General features: G+C 62.3%; 15 protein-coding genes. 5 read left to right on the plus strand and 10 right to left on the minus strand.

Going from position 1 to position 18,193, the window contains the following annotated elements; all coding sequences use genetic code 11:
* Positions 1–39: 39 nt before the first annotated feature.
* Genes ACK4TE_RS00320 through ACK4TE_RS00335 form a run of 4 tightly spaced genes read right to left on the minus strand, consistent with a single transcriptional unit; the run spans position 40 to position 5,380 of the window.
* Entirely contained in the window at positions 40–3,171 is a 3,132-nt protein-coding gene (locus ACK4TE_RS00320) for an efflux RND transporter permease subunit (RefSeq protein ID WP_409909463.1), read from the minus strand.
* Between the two features lie 11 nt (positions 3,172–3,182).
* A complete protein-coding gene (locus ACK4TE_RS00325; RefSeq protein WP_409909464.1) occupies positions 3,183–4,367 on the minus strand; it encodes an efflux RND transporter periplasmic adaptor subunit in 1,185 nt (394 codons plus the stop codon).
* Positions 4,360–5,061 carry a TetR/AcrR family transcriptional regulator gene (locus ACK4TE_RS00330; protein WP_409909465.1) on the minus strand — a complete coding sequence of 234 codons (702 nt, stop codon included), beginning with the start codon at positions 5,059–5,061 and terminating at the stop codon, positions 4,360–4,362. The genes ACK4TE_RS00325 and ACK4TE_RS00330 overlap by 8 nt, the downstream gene beginning before the upstream one ends.
* Positions 5,054–5,380, minus strand: a complete 327-nt coding sequence (locus ACK4TE_RS00335; protein ID WP_409909575.1) for a hypothetical protein — start codon at positions 5,378–5,380, stop codon at positions 5,054–5,056. The genes ACK4TE_RS00330 and ACK4TE_RS00335 overlap by 8 nt, the downstream gene beginning before the upstream one ends.
* Between ACK4TE_RS00335 and ACK4TE_RS00340 the strand changes: the two genes are divergently transcribed.
* The gene (locus ACK4TE_RS00340; RefSeq protein WP_409909573.1) at positions 5,273–5,818 is read left to right on the plus strand and encodes a nitroreductase; all 546 of its coding nucleotides are present in this window, start codon (positions 5,273–5,275) and stop codon (positions 5,816–5,818) included. The two genes, ACK4TE_RS00335 and ACK4TE_RS00340, sit on opposite strands and share 108 nt — an antisense overlap.
* Here ACK4TE_RS00340 and queF read toward each other — a convergent pair.
* Together queF and ACK4TE_RS00350 are read right to left on the minus strand one after the other, a co-directional pair.
* Positions 5,815–6,282 carry a preQ(1) synthase gene (gene queF, locus ACK4TE_RS00345; RefSeq protein ID WP_409909466.1) on the minus strand — a complete coding sequence of 156 codons (468 nt, stop codon included), beginning with the start codon at positions 6,280–6,282 and terminating at the stop codon, positions 5,815–5,817. The two genes, ACK4TE_RS00340 and queF, sit on opposite strands and share 4 nt — an antisense overlap.
* Positions 6,275–7,294, minus strand: a complete 1,020-nt coding sequence (locus tag ACK4TE_RS00350; RefSeq protein WP_409909467.1) for a calcium/sodium antiporter — start codon at positions 7,292–7,294, stop codon at positions 6,275–6,277. The genes queF and ACK4TE_RS00350 overlap by 8 nt, the downstream gene beginning before the upstream one ends.
* A 171-nt stretch (positions 7,295–7,465) precedes the next feature.
* On the opposite strand from ACK4TE_RS00350, the gene ACK4TE_RS00355 reads away from it, so the two are divergent.
* From ACK4TE_RS00355 to ACK4TE_RS00365, 3 genes are all read left to right on the plus strand, one after another.
* Positions 7,466–9,283 (plus strand): autotransporter assembly complex protein TamA, encoded by a 1,818-nt coding sequence (locus ACK4TE_RS00355; RefSeq protein ID WP_409909468.1) that lies wholly within the window; start codon positions 7,466–7,468, stop codon positions 9,281–9,283.
* Positions 9,283–13,389: a translocation/assembly module TamB domain-containing protein gene (locus tag ACK4TE_RS00360; RefSeq protein WP_409909469.1), complete on the plus strand. Its 4,107-nt coding sequence runs from the start codon at positions 9,283–9,285 to the stop codon at positions 13,387–13,389. The genes ACK4TE_RS00355 and ACK4TE_RS00360 overlap by 1 nt, the downstream gene beginning before the upstream one ends.
* 135 nt (positions 13,390–13,524) lie before the next feature.
* Positions 13,525–13,905 (plus strand): helix-turn-helix domain-containing protein, encoded by a 381-nt coding sequence (locus ACK4TE_RS00365; RefSeq protein WP_409909470.1) that lies wholly within the window; start codon positions 13,525–13,527, stop codon positions 13,903–13,905.
* Positions 13,906–13,908: 3 nt separating this feature from the next.
* On the opposite strand, the gene ACK4TE_RS00370 is transcribed toward ACK4TE_RS00365, so the two are convergent.
* From ACK4TE_RS00370 to ACK4TE_RS00380, 3 genes are read right to left on the minus strand one after another with little or no spacing between them, the layout of a single operon-like run.
* Positions 13,909–15,285, minus strand: coding sequence for an L-serine ammonia-lyase (locus ACK4TE_RS00370; protein WP_409909471.1), 1,377 nt, complete (start codon positions 15,283–15,285; stop codon positions 13,909–13,911).
* Between the two features lie 42 nt (positions 15,286–15,327).
* The gene (locus ACK4TE_RS00375; protein ID WP_409909472.1) at positions 15,328–16,524 is read right to left on the minus strand and encodes an FAD-dependent monooxygenase; all 1,197 of its coding nucleotides are present in this window, start codon (positions 16,522–16,524) and stop codon (positions 15,328–15,330) included.
* A 30-nt stretch (positions 16,525–16,554) separates the two neighbouring features.
* Positions 16,555–16,758, minus strand: a complete 204-nt coding sequence (locus tag ACK4TE_RS00380) for a zinc-finger domain-containing protein (protein ID WP_409909473.1) — start codon at positions 16,756–16,758, stop codon at positions 16,555–16,557.
* A 117-nt stretch (positions 16,759–16,875) separates the two neighbouring features.
* Between ACK4TE_RS00380 and ACK4TE_RS00385 the strand changes: the two genes are divergently transcribed.
* Positions 16,876–17,835 carry an ABC transporter ATP-binding protein gene (locus tag ACK4TE_RS00385; protein ID WP_409909474.1) on the plus strand — a complete coding sequence of 320 codons (960 nt, stop codon included), beginning with the start codon at positions 16,876–16,878 and terminating at the stop codon, positions 17,833–17,835.
* Here ACK4TE_RS00385 and trxA read toward each other — a convergent pair.
* Positions 17,816–18,139, minus strand: coding sequence for a thioredoxin (trxA, locus tag ACK4TE_RS00390; RefSeq protein WP_409909475.1), 324 nt, complete (start codon positions 18,137–18,139; stop codon positions 17,816–17,818). The genes ACK4TE_RS00385 and trxA overlap by 20 nt on opposite strands.
* Positions 18,140–18,193: the final 54 nt, after the last annotated feature.

The following is an 18,193-nucleotide window of genomic DNA, read 5'->3' on the forward strand; positions in this document are numbered from 1 at the left end:
TGGCGCCTCTGGCGGGAGATTTCAATTGTCATGGCAGGACTACTCGGCGGCAAGAGGCTGACGGGGATGTCGGCCAAGCAGGCGCTGGAAGGGTTTCATTGTGTAGAGGCGGAAGACGGCTGGCGTGAAATAAAGCGCCAGCAGTGCCGAGCCGGCCACCCCGCCCGCGATGCCTGCGGCCAGCGGCAGCCAGAAGGCATCGCCGGACAACAGGATCGGGACGAAACCGCCCATTGTGGTCAGCGTCGTCGCAATAATGTGCCGCGTTGCATCCATGACAACTTCGCGCTGGGCGATGACATCATCCGCCATCGCTGCATCACTGCCGCGCAAAAGCGAGAGCACCACAATGGTGCCATTGATGGCGATGCCGAAGAGGCCGAGGCTGCCGATGATGGCATTGAATCCGAAAGGCAGGTTGAAGAGCCATACGCCGATGAACGCGAAGAACACCGACAGGATGCCGGCAGTGACAATCAGCAACATCATGCGGAAGGAGTTGAAGACAAGCATGATGGCCCCGCCCATGACGAGCAGCAGCGGTATGCCGACTGCGGCGAGGTTGCCCACAGCCTCACCGGAGTTTTCGGCTTCCCCGCCGATGAGCATGTCATAGCCGGGCGGAATCGAGAAACCGGACGCGGCAAGCTTTTCCTGGAAAGCGGCAAGGCTGGGGGCCGGCAGTGTGTAAGGGTCCAGATAGGCGAGGACCTGGTTGGTGCGAAGGCCGTCGCGCCGGGAAATGATGCCGGTTTTCGGAGTAAGTTCCATTTCGCCAAGAGCCGCAAGCGGTGTGCCGGCATCGCCCGGCGTCGCGCCGATGGTCTTGCCCTGAAGCGAGCCGAGTGTCGTGCGGCGGGTATCAGAGGCAATGATCCGTACCGGGAGTTCTTCCGTGCCCTCGAGGACAGAGCCGGCGCGGACGCCTTCGAGTTCGGAGTTGATGTTCGCGGCTAGTTCCACCAGGCCGCTGCCGGCGAGACTGGTGGCAGACTCGTCAGCCTTGAGACGCAGGGTTGGCGAGCCGAGTTCGAGCGAGGACAGCGTATAGGTGACACCCGGCGTCTGGATCAGGACCGCGCGGACTTCCTCACCGAGCCGGTTCAGGACTTCAAGGTCAGGCCCGCGCAGCACGAGTTCGATGGGCGCATCGGCAGGCGGGCCCTGCTCGAAGGGCAAGGCAAGGAACCGCGCGCCGGGAAACTCCGCGCGCAGCTGGCGCTGCACGTCGTCGACGATCTGGCGGGTGCGCTGGTTTCCATCGAGCTGGACCCAGCCTGACGCGAAACCTTCGACGCCCTGCGTGTTGTTAATGGCATTGTAGTAGACGCGCGGCGCGGGCTCGCCGAGCACCCAGGTGACAGACTTTACGCCTTCATTCTTCATGATCAGGTCGGTCGCGCGCCGGGTTATAGCCTCGGTATCGGCGAGATCGGATTCGGATGTCAGGCCGAGCGTCAGCTGGAACTGGTCACGTTCCGTAGGCGGAAAGAATTGCTGCGGAAGCTGTGTCAGCACATAGAGGCCGAAAAAGGCCGGAACGACGCAGACGAGAATGCCGAGCGGCGGGAACCGGATAACCGCTTCGATCGTGGCGCGGTAGCCGTCCGAGATGAAATCAATGGAGACACCGTCACGCCACCAGCGGCGCGAGCGGCGGGCCTCTCCCTTTTCCCAGCTGCGTGTGCGGTCGAACCAGCCGGCGAAGGCGGGAACGATCGTGATGGACAGGACGAAGGAGGCGACAATAGAGAAGATGACAGAGACGCCGATCATGCCGACGAACTCTCCTGCGGAGCCGGGCAGCAAGGCAATCGGGGCGAAGGCAAGCGCGGTCGTCAGGGTTGAGGCCGCGAGCGGGGCAAACAGGCGTTCGAGGCTGCGATCTATGGCTTCGAGGCGCGAGAAGCCGCGCGCCCGCCATTGATCCACGTCATCGACGACGACGATGGCATTGTCGATGAGCAGGCCGAGCGAGATGACGAGGCCCGTGACGGACATCTGGTGCAGCGGGTGGCCGTAGACCTGGAACAGGATCAGGACGAGCGCGACGGTGAGCGGCATGGCGGTGCCGACAACGAGCGCTGAGCGCCATCCCATCGTGAAGAACAGAACGGCAAAGACGATCAGCGCCGAGAAGAGCAGGTTCTGCGCGAGGCCCGAGAGGCGGTCGATCGTGTAACGGCTCTGGTCGAAGACCAGTTCCATCTTGATGCCGGGTGGCACCCGCTGCTCGAATTCCGCCAGGGCCTTGTGCGCGGAGGCGGCCCACAGATCGACGCGCTCATTCGGCGTGATGTAGGCCGCGACGAGAACGGCGCGCTTGTTGTTCTCCAGCGCCATGCGCGTGGGCGGGTCCTGATAGCCCTTGATAACAGTGGCAACATCGCCGACGCGGATGACAGAACCGCCGGTTCCCTGAACCAGCGGCACGGAGCGCACGCGCGCGATGCTGTCGAGTTCGCCGCCGACTTCAACGCCCAGCGTGCCGCCGCCAGTGCGCAACCGGCCTGCGGGGGCTTTGGAATCTGCGCCGGCAATGGCGTTCGCGGCGGCTGAAATGCTCATGCCGGCAGCAGACAGCGCGTCATTGTCAGCAATGACGCGGACTTCCTCGACCGGCATGCCAAAGGTTTCTGTCAGCTCGGTGCCCCGCTGGCGCTGAAAAGTGTCTTGGAGATCGAGCGCCAGGCGGCGCATGACGGCAAGGGGTGGGTCGCCCTGCCCTTCCCATGTGAGGGAGACGACCATGGTGCTGGCGCCGACAAACAGCCGGGTGATGTCAGGTGCAGAGGCGCCTGAAGGAAAGGATTGCTCAGCCTTCGCCACCTGTTCACGCACGAGCGTCCAGGCGTCGTCGATCTCTGCTGAAGACAGGTCTTCGCGCAGATTGATGCGGACCTGAACCACGCCGCTGCGCGAATGCGCCTCGACCTGCTCCATTTCCGGAAGCTCCATCAGGGCCGCCTCAAGCGGCTGTGCGATAAGCGCTTCCATCCGCTCGGCATCTGCGCCCGGCAGGGTGACGACGACCATGCCGAAGCGTTCGATCAGCGTCGGGTCTTCCTGACGGCCAAGCGAGAAGAAGGCCCCTGCGCCGCCGAGCAGAATCACCAGCACCGCCAGAACGGTGAGGCGCGGAAGGCGGAAGAAGAGCGTGCGCAGGTTCACGCGGGACGCTCCTAGCCGTCAGTCTCGGCAGCGGCGCGCTGCGAGTCGATGGGCTTTACCGGCACGCCCGGCGTGATGCGGTGCAGGCCGTCCACAATCACCCGGTCTTTTGGTTTCATCGGGCCGCGCACATAGGCGCGGTCACCGGAAGAATGGATCATTTCGACAAGGCGTGCCTCGGCGCGGGTGCCATTACCGTCCGAAACTGCGGCATAGACAGTCCAAAGGCCACGGGACGCGCTGGTGAGCGACTTGAGGGGTACCCAGAAGCCGCCCTCCTCGATGGTGCGCGGCAGGTTCAGGCGCACGACGCTGCCCGAAGGGACGGCGTCCGCCTCGGCAAAGTCGAACACGGCGGCGACGGTGCGCTGCGACGGGCTGACGACACCCGTGACGTTCCGCAGGGTCGCCGGAACTGGGCCAGCGTCGGACTGCAGCATGTACTCCTTGCCGGCTTCCAGTGCGGCGGCGGTTGCGGCGGGAACGCCGATGCGCGCCTCGAGCTTTCCGGTTTCGACCACTTCCAGAATGGGCTGGCCCGGGCCGGCGATGGCGCCCTCATCCGCGAAGCGCCCGGTGATGACACCGTCATAGGGCGCTGTGATACGGGCAAGGTCGATCTGTACACGGAGGGTGTCGGCCTGGGCGCGCGCCGCTTCGATGCGGGCGGCCGCGGTCGCGGCCTGCGCCTCGGCTTCGTCGACGCGCTGGGTGGAAACGTGGCCTTGCTTCAGCAAAGTGCGCTGACGCTCAACGGTATCGAGCGCCAGCCGGTGGGCGGCGCGGGCTTCTTCGACGACAGCGTTCGAGGAAGCGAGCTGTGCGCCAAGCGCGCGGGTGTCGAGCCTGGCGAGCGTAGCACCGGTCTTGACCCGGTCGCCGACGCGGACACTGATCGCCTCGATCCGCCCGCCAGTGGAGAAACCAAGCTGGCTGGTGCGCGCGGCAGTCGCGAGGCCGGCATAGCCTTCCTCGAGCTCGAATGTGGTGGCGACTTCAATGTCCGCGACTTCGACGGTCAGCGGTTCCGGCGTGGCGACGGCAACTTTTGGACCTTCCTTGCTGCGCATGATGAAGGCGCCAAAGACCAATCCACCCGCCACCAGGCCAAGGATCAGGAGGAACACAAGGCCCTTGAACCAGGTGGGCCGGACGTCCCGGGTCAGTTCGGATTCGGAGTAGTGGCTGTCAGACATGTTGCGTCTCGTTGGTGCCCGAAGCAGGGAGGGGCGTTTGCAGACTGCGGATCATCAGGTCTACATGGAAAGCTGTAAACTCATGGTTGTTCAATTTTGCGGCACGGGTGGGGATGCCTTCCCCGAAGTTCGGGACGCTGATAAGAAGCTGGGCGAGCCCATGCATGGAGGCCCACAGCGAGCGTGCGGCGTGGACTGAGTCCAGCGCCGGATCGAACTGTCCGCGCTGCTGGCCTTCCTCGACGATGGCTATGACGGTTCCGAAGGCCTTGCCTTTCTCTGTCTTCTGAAAGGCTTCCCAGTCGCCGCGGTCTGCGGCCGGCGCGTCCGCAGCACTGGTGGAGAATGCTGCGAGGTAATGGTGCGGGCGTTCGGTGGCGACTTCGATATAGTTCATGAAGCAGCGCCTTATGCGTTGTTCAAACGGCATGGCCTGAAACGCCGCTTGATCCATGCTGGACATCAGACGGCTGAAGAACGCTTCCTTCAGCTCATCGATAAGCTCTTCCTTGGACCCGAAATATTTGTAGATCGCCGATGGTGAATAATCGATTGCGCCCGCCAAGCGGCGGATCGAGAGGCCGGCCTCGCCCTCGGTTGCGAACACGCGTTCGGCGGCTTCGAGGATGGCCCCGCGGACGCGCAGACGCCGCCGCTCTGCCGGCGAATGGTCGAGATCCAACTGCTCAGACACGCTTCGCTCCCGAGAGCCGTTTAAAAAGTGAACACTGTTCACTTTGCAGATAGATCGGCTCAACCAGCACGGCAAGGCGCTGAAGAAAATAAATCGCCTTCTCCCGGCGCCCGCCGCCCGCTAAGCGGAACGAATGACACGCCGCTTCCCCCCTGTCCCCGAATTCAACCAGCCGCTCGCCGGCGCCCGCCCGAGTGCCGATGCCCGGAGTTTGCTGGCCCTGCGCCGCTCCGCGAACAAACTTTTCCTTGGCGAACCGGGCCCCTCCCCGGCAGAGCTGGATGAACTGCTGACAGTTGCGGCGCGGGTTCCGGATCATCGCAAACTGGGTCCATGGCGGTTTATCGTGTTTGAAGGTGAGGCGCGGGCGTCCTTCGGCGACGCTCTTGCCGGCATTCTGGAGCGGCGCGGAAAGCCTGCGACCGAGATCGAGGATGCGCGCAACGCGTTCCGGCGCGCGCCAGTCGTCGTGGCCGTTGTATCATGCCCCGTTGAAGATGGCCGCACGCCGGTATGGGAGCAGGAGCTTTCTGCAGGAGCTGTCTGCCACAACCTTCTGCTCGCGGCGAACGCGAGCGGATGGGCAGGTGTCTGGCTGACAGAATGGCCAGCGTTCGACAGCGATGCCGGCGCCCTGCTCGAACTGAAGGACAAGGAACGCGTGGCCGGGTTTATCTATCTCGGCACATCGAAAATGCCCTCGCCCGAGCGCGCGCGGGCAGACGCTGCCACGCGCACGACACGCTGGAAAGCCTAGCCCCGGCCACGATACGGCGCGACGCCGGTTTCGGGAACGTAGAGACCGTCGGGCACGGCGCCGGATTGCCAGAAGACGTCAATCGGAATGCCGCCGCGCGGATACCAGTAGCCCGAGATACGCAGCCACCTCGCGGCCGTGAACGCATGGACGCGCTTTCCGATGGAAACCGTGCAGTCTTCGTGGAAGGCGCCGTGGTTACGGAAACTGGTGAGATAGAGCTTCAGGCTCTTGGATTCCACGAGCCAGTCGGCGGGCGCATAGTCGATAACTAGGTGCGCAAAATCCGGCTGGCCTGTGACCGGGCAGAGCGAAGTGAACTCCGGCGCGACGAACCGGGTGAGATAGAGCGTATCCGCGTGCGGGTTCGGCACGCGCTCCAGCACAGCCTCTTCCGGCGATGCCGGGATGGCGCTCGGCTGGCCAAGCTGGCCCAGGCCTTTGTAGTTTGCGGGATCAGACATTCGGAAGGAGACCTATTTTCGGAATAAGATCAAAGGTCAGGCCCATATAGATCATATACCCAAGAAGCAGCACCCCTCCCTCCCAGCGCGAGATGCGCTTGCCGGTAAAGGCAAAGAGGATCAGCAACCCGGCCGACAGGACAAGCGCGCCTGCATCAATTGACGAAATGATGCTTACGGGCTCACCGCCGGCGAGCGCATCGGTGGAGATGTCTCCGCGGATGCTGAAGGGATGCACGAGCGCCGTGATGCCCAGGATGCCGAGAATGTTGAAGATGTTGGATCCGATGATGTTGCCAATCGCCACGTCGGCACGCTTGCGGATGGCAGCGATGACGGATGTGGCAAGCTCAGGAAGGCTGGTGCCGACCGCAACGATGGTCAGGCCAATGACGGTTTCGCTGATGCCGAACGAGCGCGCGATCGAGACAGAGCCCGTCACCAGCAGGTTCGCACCGGCGACCACACCGGCAAGTCCGGCGACGGCAATCAGGATGCCCGTGACCAGACCGAACTGGGTTTCGACGATCTCTCCTTCGGCGCGGTGCATTTCACCCGCGGCACTGTCCGGCTTGGAGTCGGCCATCAGGGAGAAAGCTAGATAGGCGATCAGCAGTCCGACAAGGCCGAAACCGGCAATCCGGCTGAACAGGTCGAACCACATCATGGCGCAGAGAATCAGCGTGACGGCGATCATGATGCTGCCATCACGGCGCAACGCCTGCGGGTTCACCAGGATAGGCGAAATCAGCGCGGCCAGGGCAAGGACCAGCAGGATATTCGCGATGTTCGAGCCGACGACATTGCCGACGGAAATGCCGACCGCGCCGCGTTCAATGGCCTGAAGACTGGTGACCAGTTCAGGCACTGATGTGCCAAATCCGACCAGGGTGAGGCCGATTACAAGCTCGGAAATGTTCAGTTTGCGAGCCACGCTGACTGAGCCGCGCACCAGTGCCTCCCCGCCAATGAACAGCAGAAGCAGGCCACAGATTACAAAAACGTACATCATACAGACGAATCCCGGGTTGCCGGGCGGACTTATAGGAGGGCCCGGCCCGGTAGCGCAATTGGCGTTAACCAGACTTCATTACGGTTACACTTATCAAGCGAACGTTATGGTTCCTGCCTTACCTGTGGGCCAAATATTGCAACAATCTGCCTGCAGAATGCTGAGTAACAGATGAAACCGGTGGTAACGGCCCCCTTGTGGACGATCGCCCGGCCTTTGGCCGGGGCGGCGCTGCTGGTGTCGGTGTCTGCTTGCAGCCTGCTGCCGGATTTCCAGTCGACGCTGACACGGGAGCCTGAGAAGACGGCGCGGGCCGATGTGCAGGGCGTGCCGCCGGAATTGCGAGCGAAGGCCGCTGAGCTGGTCCAGGTTGCGGAGGAGCCGCCCCGGAGTGTGCTCGAGGTGCGCAACCGGTTGAACGGATCCGCCCTGCTGCTCAGGGATTACCTTTCCTCGGAAGGCTATCTGGCTGCGGAAGTGGAGCCTTCCCGGGTCGACACCCTGTCCGACCAGCCCGTTTTGCGGGCCCGCCCGGGACGCGTGTTCACGGTAGCGTCCCTCGTATTTGAAGGCCGTGACGCGATTGAGCCCGAAGTTGCGCAGAAATTGGACCTGATCCTCGCGGACCTGCCGCCCGGGGCGATTGCCCGCACCGACACCATCGAACGCATCGACGACCTCCTTGTCCAGCAGCTGCGCCGCAGTGGCCACGCGTTTGCGCGCAGCCAGGGCATTGATGTGCTCGCCTCGCGCGAGGACGCGAATGTGGAGCTGACATTCCTGCTGATGCCCGGCCCGCAGGTACGGCTGGGAGCGCTGGAGGCTCCGGAAGCGGTTGGCCGCAACGCCGATATGATCCGCACACTGAAGACGTGGCGCGACGGCGACCTTTACACACCGGGCGTGATTGACCGGCTGCGCACACGGCTGCGCTCTACAGGACTGTATGATGGCATCGGCGTTGCCGTCGCAGAATCACCAGGCGCAGATGGGCTGCATACGGTGACGGCGACCCTGGTAGAAGGAAAACCACGCACGATCGGCGCGGGCTTCAATGCGTCCACAACAGAGGGTATTGGTGTTAATGCCTACTGGGAGCGGCGCAATCTCACCGGACGGGCAGACAGGTTCCGGATCAGCACCAATGTGGCCACGCTGGCGCGAGATCTGACGGCGACGTACGAGTTGCCGAACATCGGCCGCTTTGGGCGCACGCTGGGGCTTGAAGCGGGAGTTCGCGCGGAAGAGACGGATGCTTATGATCTGGAAGGCGCCAAACTTGGTGCCAGCCTGTCGCAACCTTTCAGCCGCCAGCTGCGCCTGTCCGTTGGTGCAGAGCTGGACGCGACGAAGACGATTGATCAGCGGGCGAAGATTGTCGGCGGCATTGAACGGGAACTCGTCACGCTCGCCTTCCCCGTCGGACTGACGTACACGGATGTTGGCGATCCGCTGGACCCGCAATCGGGGCTGCGCCTGTTCGGGGGCGTTGAATCGGGCGTCGCCTTCGGAGACGCGACCCCTGGCTACACACGCATACACCTTTCGGGCTCGACCTATCGCGCCATCTCCGACAACCTTGTGGCCGCCGTGCGCGCCGAATATGGCGCCTTTGCCGGCTCAAATGCGGTTCCACCTGACAAGTTGTTCTTTGCCGGCGGCGGCGGAACGGTGCGCGGGTATGATTATCAGAGTCTTTCGCCCACCGATGTATTTGGCAATCTGCAGGGCGGCCGAAATCTCTTCGCTACATCGGCGGAGCTGCGCTGGCGTGCCTCGGAGCGCTTCGGCTATGCGGCGTTTGTGGACTATGGCGGCGCCGCAGATGATGCGGGTACGCTGTTTTCGGAAGCCGGGGCCGCCATAGGCTTCGGCGTGCGTTACTATCCGGGCTTCGGACCAATCCGCTTTGACATCGCGACACCGCTCGACCCGCGCGACGGCGACAGCCCGGTGCAGGTCTACATATCCATCGGGCAGGCCTTCTAATGGCCGCACTCGCAAGCATCGTTTCGTTCCTCCGGAGACGGCCTGTCAGTTCCGCGATCGGACTGATCGTTCTGTTTCTCGGACTGATTGTGCTGACTGCGCGCTGGTGGATCGCAACGGATTCGGGGCGGGACTTTGTGGTCTCGCAGATCGATGGCCGGGAGGTAGCCGGCTATGGCCGCCTAAGTGTGCGCAAGCTGGAAGGTGATCCGCTCACGGAGTTTACACTCGGGTCCTTGGAAATCCGAGATGCGACCGGCGTCTGGGTCAACGCCTCCGATATCCGGATGCGATGGTCTCCGCTGGGGCTCCTGTCGCGGAAAGTTGATCTGGAGACAGTCGGCATCGGCGAGATCAACATTCTGCGCCTGCCTGTGCGCCAGGAACAGCCGAAATCCGAAGGCGGCGGCTGGGCGGTCAAACTTGAACGCGGCGCCATCAGCCGGCTGACACTGACAGACGGTGTCGCCGGTCCGCAAGCGGCCTACTCGGTTTCCGCGCGCTTCATCAACGATCAGAATGGTACTTTCGAAACCGAATTGTCGCTTATACCCCTCGAAGGTGCCGGCGACCGTATCGATGCGCGCATCCTGCGGGATCGCCACGGTGCATTTGATATCAACGCGGAAGCCACAGCCCCTGCGGGCGGAACTTTCGCGCACCTCCTGAAATTGCCGGAAGGTGCGTCCGCCATTCTGACCACATCCGGCGCGGGAGATCTATCCGAGGGCCTGGCTGAAGCCACGCTGGCGATTGATGGAGCAAACAAGGCCTTCCTCTCCGCCAAGATCGAGGACAAACGGCTGGAGGCAGGACTGCGCCTGGATGCCTACGTTCTTCCGATACCGGCTGACCTCAGAGCTTTCCTGGGTCCGGAAGCTGAGGCCGATCTTGTCGCCGTCCTTGGCAACCGGGCGACGGACTTCACGCTGGACACACGGTTTTCGGCCGGAACGGCGAAGCTGACGGGTAAGACGCCGCCCGGCCGGGTCACACTGTCGGAGCCTGCTCAGCTGCAGGCCAACCTATCCACTCTAGAGCCCTTCTGGGACGGCGCGAGCGGCTTGGTCCTTGATGGCCGGGTCACGCAGGAAAAGGGCAGCTATCGCTATGCCGGCGAGGCGCAAATGGATTTTACTGCGGACTCGAACGTTCCATTTGCCAGCGTCCGCGGACCAGTCGAGGCGTCATATGAAGACGGGCGTATTCCGTTTTCTGCAGATGTGATCATCGTTCGTCCGTTTGCGGACAATGGGACGCTGTCTACCGCACTCGGTGACGAGGTCCGCTTGACCGGAAACGGCGTGTATGACCTTGCCTCAAGGCGGCTCGTCGTCAATGCGGCGGAACTAGCTCACAAGTCCGGCACAGCTCAGCTGCTTGGCGAGACGGGCATTTCCGACCGTACCCTGAATTTTTCGGGCCGGATTTCGCAGGCCCTGTCTGCCCTTCCCGGGGGCGTAACGGGGAATGCCAATGGGTTCGTACAGCTCAAAGGCGCCTATGATGATCTTGAGCTGGGCGTAAACCTGAACCTTGCTGCACTGTCGATCGGAACGGACGCGCTGAAACCACTTGTCGATGGGCCCGGTACGGTCAGGGGAATTGTTAAAATCCGTCCTGAGCGCGGATCGATCCAACGTCTTGATGTGCGCCTCACGGGCTTTGAAGGGCAATTGACAGGCGCCCTGTACGGGCCTGGCGCTCCGGATCTCAATCTCGCCGGCGATCAGAGGGTTCCGCTCGAGATCTCCGGCAATGTGATCGACCTCAACACTGTGAACCTGCGCATTGCACCCGAAGACGATGGCCTGCGCATAAACGGCACATCATCTGGCGGCAGCGCGCTCGTCAGCGGACGGCAGGTTTCAAATCTTGCCAGCCAGGTGAACGTGAAATTCCTGGGCGGGTCCGTCTTTGGACCCGTCAGTCTCTCCGGCATATCGAACCGTCAACCCGCATCAGCGTCGTTCTACCTTGACCGCCGGCCGGGAATGACCCGCCTGGAAAATCTCAAGGGCAAGCTCGCGGATATCGTGATCTCGGGCGCTGCGGAGATCGCGGATGACGGAGCTCTGGACCTGGATGTGGACGCGCAGGCCGCCTCGCTGAGTTTCGGCGGTGTGTCTTTCGGCAGCCTGAGTTTCAAAGGCGCAGGCAATCGCGGGGACGACGCGGCTTTTGCAATCGGCGGCGAATTCCGCGCCGTGGACATTGCGCTGACATCCGACTTCACGGTCGATCTGGTCACCGGAACAATCGAAACGACGCCGGAAGGCTATCGCATATTCGGCCGGCTGGTGGATCAGGAAGATGGCAAGCTCAGTGATGTCCGGTTCGGTGGAGTGCTCTCTGCCGGCCAGGGCAGCACCTCCGGAACGCTGTCGCTGGATGGCACTCTTTTCGGTATCGCAATCGCCTCGCGGCGCGATATCGCCTGGGCCCTTGAACCGACTTTCACGCTGGATGCAGACATATCGGCGCTCGGAGGCCGGATTGCGGCAAGGCTTCGTCCGGACACTGAGGAAAGCAGCAACCTCATCTCGATCGACAACCTCAACATGGAGCCTGTCCTCTCTGCCTTCGGACTTCCGCCCATCTCCGCCGTCGTTTCAGGACGGGCGAGCGGAAATCCGTTTGGCGAAGTACCGGCCGGAACACTGGCACTTGTTGCCCGCAGCCCGGTCTCGGGCATTGATGCGTCAATCGACCTGCGCCTGAATGGCGTGCTGGATCGCAACGGCCTGTCCCTCACGAGCGATGCGACCTACGGGCCTGACCTGAAGCTGAACGCTGTTGCGCAGATACCCGTGATTACGGCAACCAATGAAATCGTGCAGATCAACCGCGCGGGTGACATGCGTGGACGGATCAATCTGGATGGCAAGCTTGACGCGCTGGCCCTTGTCGCGATTGCGTATGGGCATGATATCGGCGGATCTGTCACCGGCCAGTTTGATCTGTCCGGCTCTCTCGAGAAGCCGGTGGTCAACGGCGAGGCGCGCATAAAGGATGGCCTTTACGAATATGGCGCTATGGGCCTTCGTCTGACGGCAATCACCCTGGATGCCGGCATCGAGAACGACCTTCTGGCTGTGACCGGAAACGCTTCCGGGCCCGGCGGCGGCAAAGCCACATTCAACGGGCGGCTTGCGGAGCGTGAAGCCGGAATTGAAGTCAAGCTCGACCGGCTTCTTGTCTATGACCGTGCCGGCGATATTGCCCGAGTTTCCGGCACCGCCACGCTGGATGAGCTCTCTGATCACCGGCTGCTCAGCGGCAAGCTTACCGTTGACCATGCACGTTTCGCTATCGACAATCTCTCGGGCAGCTCCATCCGTACGCTGAATGTGCGCTGGTCGGATGATGAAGACGGAGTCCGCCGCGATCCCCTGCTCGACAAGCCCATCCGGATGAATCTGGACGTTTCGGCGCCTCGCGGAATTGTCTTTCATGGGCGAGGACTGGAAACAGATTGGGGCGTCAATCTCGTGCTCACGGGCACTCCCGACAACATTCTGCTGAACGGACGCGCCACTCTTGCGCGCGGTTCGCTGGAACTTGCGCAGCGGCCATTCGAATTCGAAAGCGGCTTGATCACTTTCGATGGCCCGCTCGATACTGCACGCATGGCAATTGCCGCCAACCGGCAAGTCGATGGGTTCAATGTGCGTGTCGATGTCGGCGGCGCGCCGACACGGCCAACCATTGAGTTGTCAAGCACGCCGTCGCTTCCGCAGGATGAAATCCTTTCACGGATGTTGTTCGGACGATCCTCCGTGGACCTCACGGCGCTCGAAGCAGCAGAACTTGCGGCTTCCATTGCGCGCCTGTCTGGACAGGGCGGAGGGCTGGACCCGTTGGGTGCTATTCAGGCAGGCCTCGGAATTGACCGCCTTCGTTTCGGTGTCGATGATGCGGGGAATACCGAGCTGGGTGTCGGCCAGTATCTCGCATCGGATGTCTACCTCGAGGTGACGACACAAGGTGCGGCCGGCAACAGCGTGGAAGTCGAATGGCAACCGCGTCCTCAGGTCTCTGTTTCTTCCGAGACGAGCTCTACGGGTGAATCGCGCGTGTCCGTACGTTGGAAACGGGACTACTGAGCCGAACCTTGGTCATGGCGATACAATAGTGCCATTGGTACATTTCGGAGCCGCATAACGAAAATTGTAATACTGAATCGCTTGCCTTCCACTTATTGTGGAGGGATCAAGAAAAAAATGCCAAAAGGTAGAAAAATGATCGATGACATGCGAATTGCCGGTTCACGCTCCCCCACAAAGGTCGACCAGATGGTCGGAGAGAAGATCAGGGAGCTTCGCACGTCTCAGAATTTCACCTTATCGGAACTTGGACAAGAGCTCGGCATCAGCCACCAGCAACTGCAGAAGTATGAGACCGGTACCAACCGCCTCAGTGCCGGCATGCTTGCCAATGTCGCCCGTGTTCTGCGCGTGCCCATCGCCGAACTGTTCCAGTATGCCGAAGCCGGAACACCGGACAAGCGCGATCCCATAAATGAAGCCCGGGCCCGTTGCCACACGCTGATCGACCGTACAGGCTCGGTTGCTAAGCTGGAGACGATGGCGAAAGTTCTGCGCGCGCTGTCCTCTGACTGATCGTCAGCATTCGACAACATTGACCGCCAGGCCACCCTGGCTCGTTTCCTTGTATTTCGAGGACATGTCGATGCCCGTCTGGCGCATCGTCTCAATCACCTGATCGAGTGTAACCTTCGTCTGCTCAAGCGAATGCAGCGCCAGGCGGGCCGCGTTGGCAGCCTTAACCGCGCCGATAGCATTTCGTTCGATGCAGGGGATCTGCACGAGCCCGCCTACGGGGTCGCAGGTGAGGCCCAGATTGTGCTCCATCGCGATTTCCGCGGCATTGGCCACCTGCTGGGGCGTGCCGCCCCACACCGCAGCGAGACCGCCGGCCGCCATCGAGCAGGCCACACCGACTTCGCCCTGGCAGCCCATCTCCGCGCCGGAGATCGAGGCGCGCTGCTTGTAGAGCAGGCCGATGCCACCCGCCGTCAGCAGGAAGCGGCGGATGCGGGTCTCACGGTCTTCCGCGTCCCAGCAATAATAGCGAATCACTGCCGGAATGATTCCCGCCGCGCCATTTGTCGGCGCTGTGACGACCTGGCCGCCTGCCGCATTCTCCTCATTCACCGCCATCGCATAGACATTCAGCCAGTCGAACAGCTGCTCCCGTTCGTTTGATGGCGGCGCGTCCCGCAGCTTCTGCCAGATTTCCGGAGCGCGCCGGCGCACTTTCAACCCACCCGGCAGGATGCCGGTGCGGCTGAGACCGCGATCGATGCAAGCCATCATCACACCAGCGATCCTGTCGAGTGCCGCGTCCGTTTCAGCCGGCGTCCGCTTCGCCGCTTCGTTTGCCATGATCACGGCATCGACATGGAGCTGTTCACGCTCACAAACGGCGAGCAGGTCTGCTGCCGAGTAGAAGGGGAACCGGGCCTCCAAACCGCCGGGAACGATATCGCTGGGTGCGGGGCGTTCGAGTTGGCGATGCGATGCAATGAAACCGCCGCCGGTCGAGTACCAGGTACTGTCCGCCAGCAACTCCCCTTGCCCGCCGAACGCCCGCAGGCGGATTCCGTTGGGATGAAGTTTGGGGATCACATCATAGGCAAAACGGATATCCGTAGACGGATCGAACCCGATCTGCCGACCATCCGGCAGTGTAAGAACCCTGGCGCCTTCCAGTTCCCCGACCCGGCGATCTGCATCTTCGGGGTCAAGCGTTTCAGGGTCGAGATTCAACAGGCCGAGCATCACGGCTTTGGGCGTACCGTGGCCGACGCCGGTGAGCGCCAGTGAGCCCTGCAGTTCGGCTTCAATCCGGTCGACTTTCCCGAGTAAGGAGGCGTGTGAAAGGTCGGCAAGGAAGCGCGCGCCAATCCTGATCGGCCCGACCGTGTGAGAACTGGACGGGCCAATGCCGATACGAAACAGATCAAGCACTGAAAGCATGCGCCGTTCCCCCTGTTTTGGTTAGATTTATGCGGCGAGACGTCAGGCATACCCCGACGCGTCGGTCACGTCATGGGCATATATCCAGTCATGTTGGCCCTGAGCGACCGACGGCAGAAAAGCGCCCACCGCCCAGATAGGTCCGTAGGTGGCCAGCTGAGACAGCGGATCACCGCGGTGAAAGATGTGCGCATTGCGGCGCGCGCCGAGCTGAACGCGCGCGGTGCGTGGCTTGCGGACACCTTCATAGGTCTCAAGCGCATGCGCCAGGTCGGGCTGTGTAGAGACAAGACGCGCCAGGACATAGGCATCCTCCACCGCCATCACTGCGCCCTGTGCCAGGAAAGGCAGCATGGGATGGCAGGCATCGCCCAGCAGAACCGCGCGCCCATCGCTCCACCGCGCCAGCGGGTCTCGGTCGTAGAGTGCCCAGCGGTTCAGAACGCGCGCCTTCTTCAATATCTCGCGGACGACGGGTGACCAGCCTTTGAAATGCTTCAACGCTTGTTCGCGTGCGCCGGTCGCAGACCAGGACTCGGCGTGCTGTTCCTTGCTTTCAACGACACCGACAAAGTTTGCCAGCCCGCCGCGGCGAAGCCTGTAGGTCACGGCATGCCGCCGCCCGCCAACCCAAACGCAGGCGGTTTCCGGCGGAGCGTGCTCCCCAAGTTCGAGAACAGGCGCCACAGCGCGCCAGGCAACATTGCCTGTATAGCGCGGCGCATCCGGGCCGATCATCTGCGCACGAACCGCAGAGTGAATACCGTCAGCGCCGACCAGGAGGTCAGCTTCGATATCCTCCCCGCTCTCAAGGCGCGCGACGATATGAGCGTTAGCGTTGGTGTATCCGGTGACGCGGCTGCCGAGACGCACGGCCGAGGGCTGGCGTTCTTCAAGCGCGGCGCCAAGTGACACGATCAGGTCTGCGCGGTGTACATGCAGGTATTCCCCGCCCCACCGGGAACGGGACGCTTCGCGCAGCGGGATCGACAGGATGCGCGCCCCGCTCTTGCCCATACGGATTTCCTGCGCGCGCGGCCTGAAGGCGTTGGCCTCAATGCGCGCGCTGACGCCGAGAACGTCGAACACGCGCATGCCATTGGGGCTGAGTTGCAGACCTGCGCCGACTTCCTCGATCCGGCTTGCCTGCTCGGCAACCGTGACTTGATGACCGAATTTCGCAAATGCCAGCGCGGCTGTCAGACCGCCTATCCCCCCGCCTGCAATCAGCACATGCATCTTGGCGGGACCATTCTCTGACGCGGGGCCTTACTTCGGGCGCGAAGGGTCTTCGCGGCCGCCGATCAATACGAACCGGCGGTCGCAATATTTGCACTCGACGAAGTCCTCATCGCCCATTTCGTACCAGACCTTCGGATGCCCCAGCGCCCCGCCCCCGCCATTGCAGGAGACCTTGCGGCTGCTCACCATTGAAATCTCCGGCGGCGTGAAGACATCACGTTTCAGGGGCATGGACTGGCTCCGGTCAGGAAAAGAAAGGGCTGGCTTGCCCGCTTACGACCTGATCCCTAACTAAAGATTGGCTGGCTCGCTTGCAAGGCGCACCAAATGCCGCAACGAAAGGGCGCCATGACTGCCTCCCCCTACGCCATCGAAGTCCGCGATCTGCGGAAAACCTATGCCGCAACCGGCAAGATGCCGGAAAAGCAGGCTCTCAACGGAATTACGCTGCAAATCCCCAAGGGCGCCATTTTCGGCCTGCTGGGGCCCAACGGGGCCGGCAAATCGACCTTCATCAACATTCTCGCCGGTCTGGTGAAGAAAACCTCCGGCACCGCGGAAATCTGGGGCCTAGACATCGACCAGCACCCTCGCCAGAGCCGGGCAGCCATCGGGGTCGTGAACCAGGAAGTCGTCGCCGACCCGTTCTTCACACCTTTCGAGATGCTGGAACTTATGGCCGGCTTTTACGGCGTACCCAGGGAAGAGCGCCGGACCGTGGAAATTCTCACGGCGCTGGGGCTGGGGGACAAGAAAGACGCATACGTCCGTCAGCTGTCAGGAGGCATGAAACGCCGCCTGATGGTCGCCAAGGCGCTGGTCCACAATCCGCCCGTGCTCATCCTCGATGAACCGACGGCCGGCGTCGATGTCGAACTGCGCCGCCTGCTCTGGGACTATGTGCGGGAACTGCATGCCAAGGGCACGACGATCATCCTGACGACCCACTATCTCGAGGAAGCCGAGGAGCTTTGCGACACCATTGCCATTGTAAATCATGGCGAAATCACCGCCTGCGAGCCGACCTCGCAACTGCTTTCGCGCCTCGACTACAAGACCCTGATCATCACGCCGCGCGAACTGCTGGCTGCTGTTCCGGCCGAACTCGCGATGCATGACGCCAAGCTTCGCAGTGACGGCACGCTCGCCATCACGTTCAAGACTGCGGAAACCGGTATCGGGCGCCTGCTCGAAAAGGCCCGCGCCGCTGGCATCAGCGTCGCGGACCTGTCAACGAAATCTCCGGATCTGGAAGAGGTGTTCATCGCCCTGACGAGCGAGAAAGCGCCTATGCCAGCGACTGGCTGATCCAGTTGGCAAGCGCCTGACGGTTCATGGCGCCGTTATGGGTGGCGGCCACCTTGCCCTGCTTGAACAGCAGCATCGTGGGCAGGCCGCGAACGCCATATTTCGCGCCGACGAGCGGAAACTCATCGACGTTCAGTTTCACGATCTTCACTTTGCCGTCCATTTCGGCGGCAACAGCTTCGATATGGGGGGCCATCTGCTTGCAGGGGCCGCACCATTCGGCCCAGAAGTCGACAACGACCGGAAGGTCCGACTGACCTAGCAGCGTGTCGAATTCGTCGTCGCTTACGTCCATAGAAGACATGGTTCCGGCTCCTTCTGCCGTACGGTTTGGTCCCCGATACATAGGGAATCTTTT

Origin of the sequence: Hyphomonas sp. (assembly GCF_046313975.1) — a bacterium.
GTDB lineage: Bacteria > Pseudomonadota > Alphaproteobacteria > Caulobacterales > Hyphomonadaceae > Hyphomonas.

What these genes read in the sequence shown, in the direction of transcription:
- ACK4TE_RS00325 (WP_409909464.1), bottom strand. Translation starts at nt 4,367, where the DNA reads ATGTCTGACAGCCACTACTCCGAATCCGAACTGACCCGGGACGTCCGG.
- ACK4TE_RS00335 (WP_409909575.1), bottom strand. Translation starts at nt 5,380, where the DNA reads ATGATCCGGAACCCGCGCCGCAACTGTCAGCAGTTCATCCAGCTCTGC.
- queF (WP_409909466.1), bottom strand. Translation starts at nt 6,282, where the DNA reads ATGTCTGATCCCGCAAACTACAAAGGCCTGGGCCAGCTTGGCCAGCCG.
- ACK4TE_RS00350 (WP_409909467.1), bottom strand. Translation starts at nt 7,294, where the DNA reads ATGATGTACGTTTTTGTAATCTGTGGCCTGCTTCTGCTGTTCATTGGC.
- ACK4TE_RS00355 (WP_409909468.1), top strand. Translation starts at nt 7,466, where the DNA reads ATGAAACCGGTGGTAACGGCCCCCTTGTGGACGATCGCCCGGCCTTTG.
- ACK4TE_RS00360 (WP_409909469.1), top strand. Translation starts at nt 9,283, where the DNA reads ATGGCCGCACTCGCAAGCATCGTTTCGTTCCTCCGGAGACGGCCTGTC.
- ACK4TE_RS00365 (WP_409909470.1), top strand. Translation starts at nt 13,525, where the DNA reads ATGATCGATGACATGCGAATTGCCGGTTCACGCTCCCCCACAAAGGTC.
- ACK4TE_RS00370 (WP_409909471.1), bottom strand. Translation starts at nt 15,285, where the DNA reads ATGCTTTCAGTGCTTGATCTGTTTCGTATCGGCATTGGCCCGTCCAGT.
- ACK4TE_RS00375 (WP_409909472.1), bottom strand. Translation starts at nt 16,524, where the DNA reads ATGCATGTGCTGATTGCAGGCGGGGGGATAGGCGGTCTGACAGCCGCG.
- ACK4TE_RS00380 (WP_409909473.1), bottom strand. Translation starts at nt 16,758, where the DNA reads ATGCCCCTGAAACGTGATGTCTTCACGCCGCCGGAGATTTCAATGGTG.
- ACK4TE_RS00385 (WP_409909474.1), top strand. Translation starts at nt 16,876, where the DNA reads ATGACTGCCTCCCCCTACGCCATCGAAGTCCGCGATCTGCGGAAAACC.
- trxA (WP_409909475.1), bottom strand. Translation starts at nt 18,139, where the DNA reads ATGTCTTCTATGGACGTAAGCGACGACGAATTCGACACGCTGCTAGGT.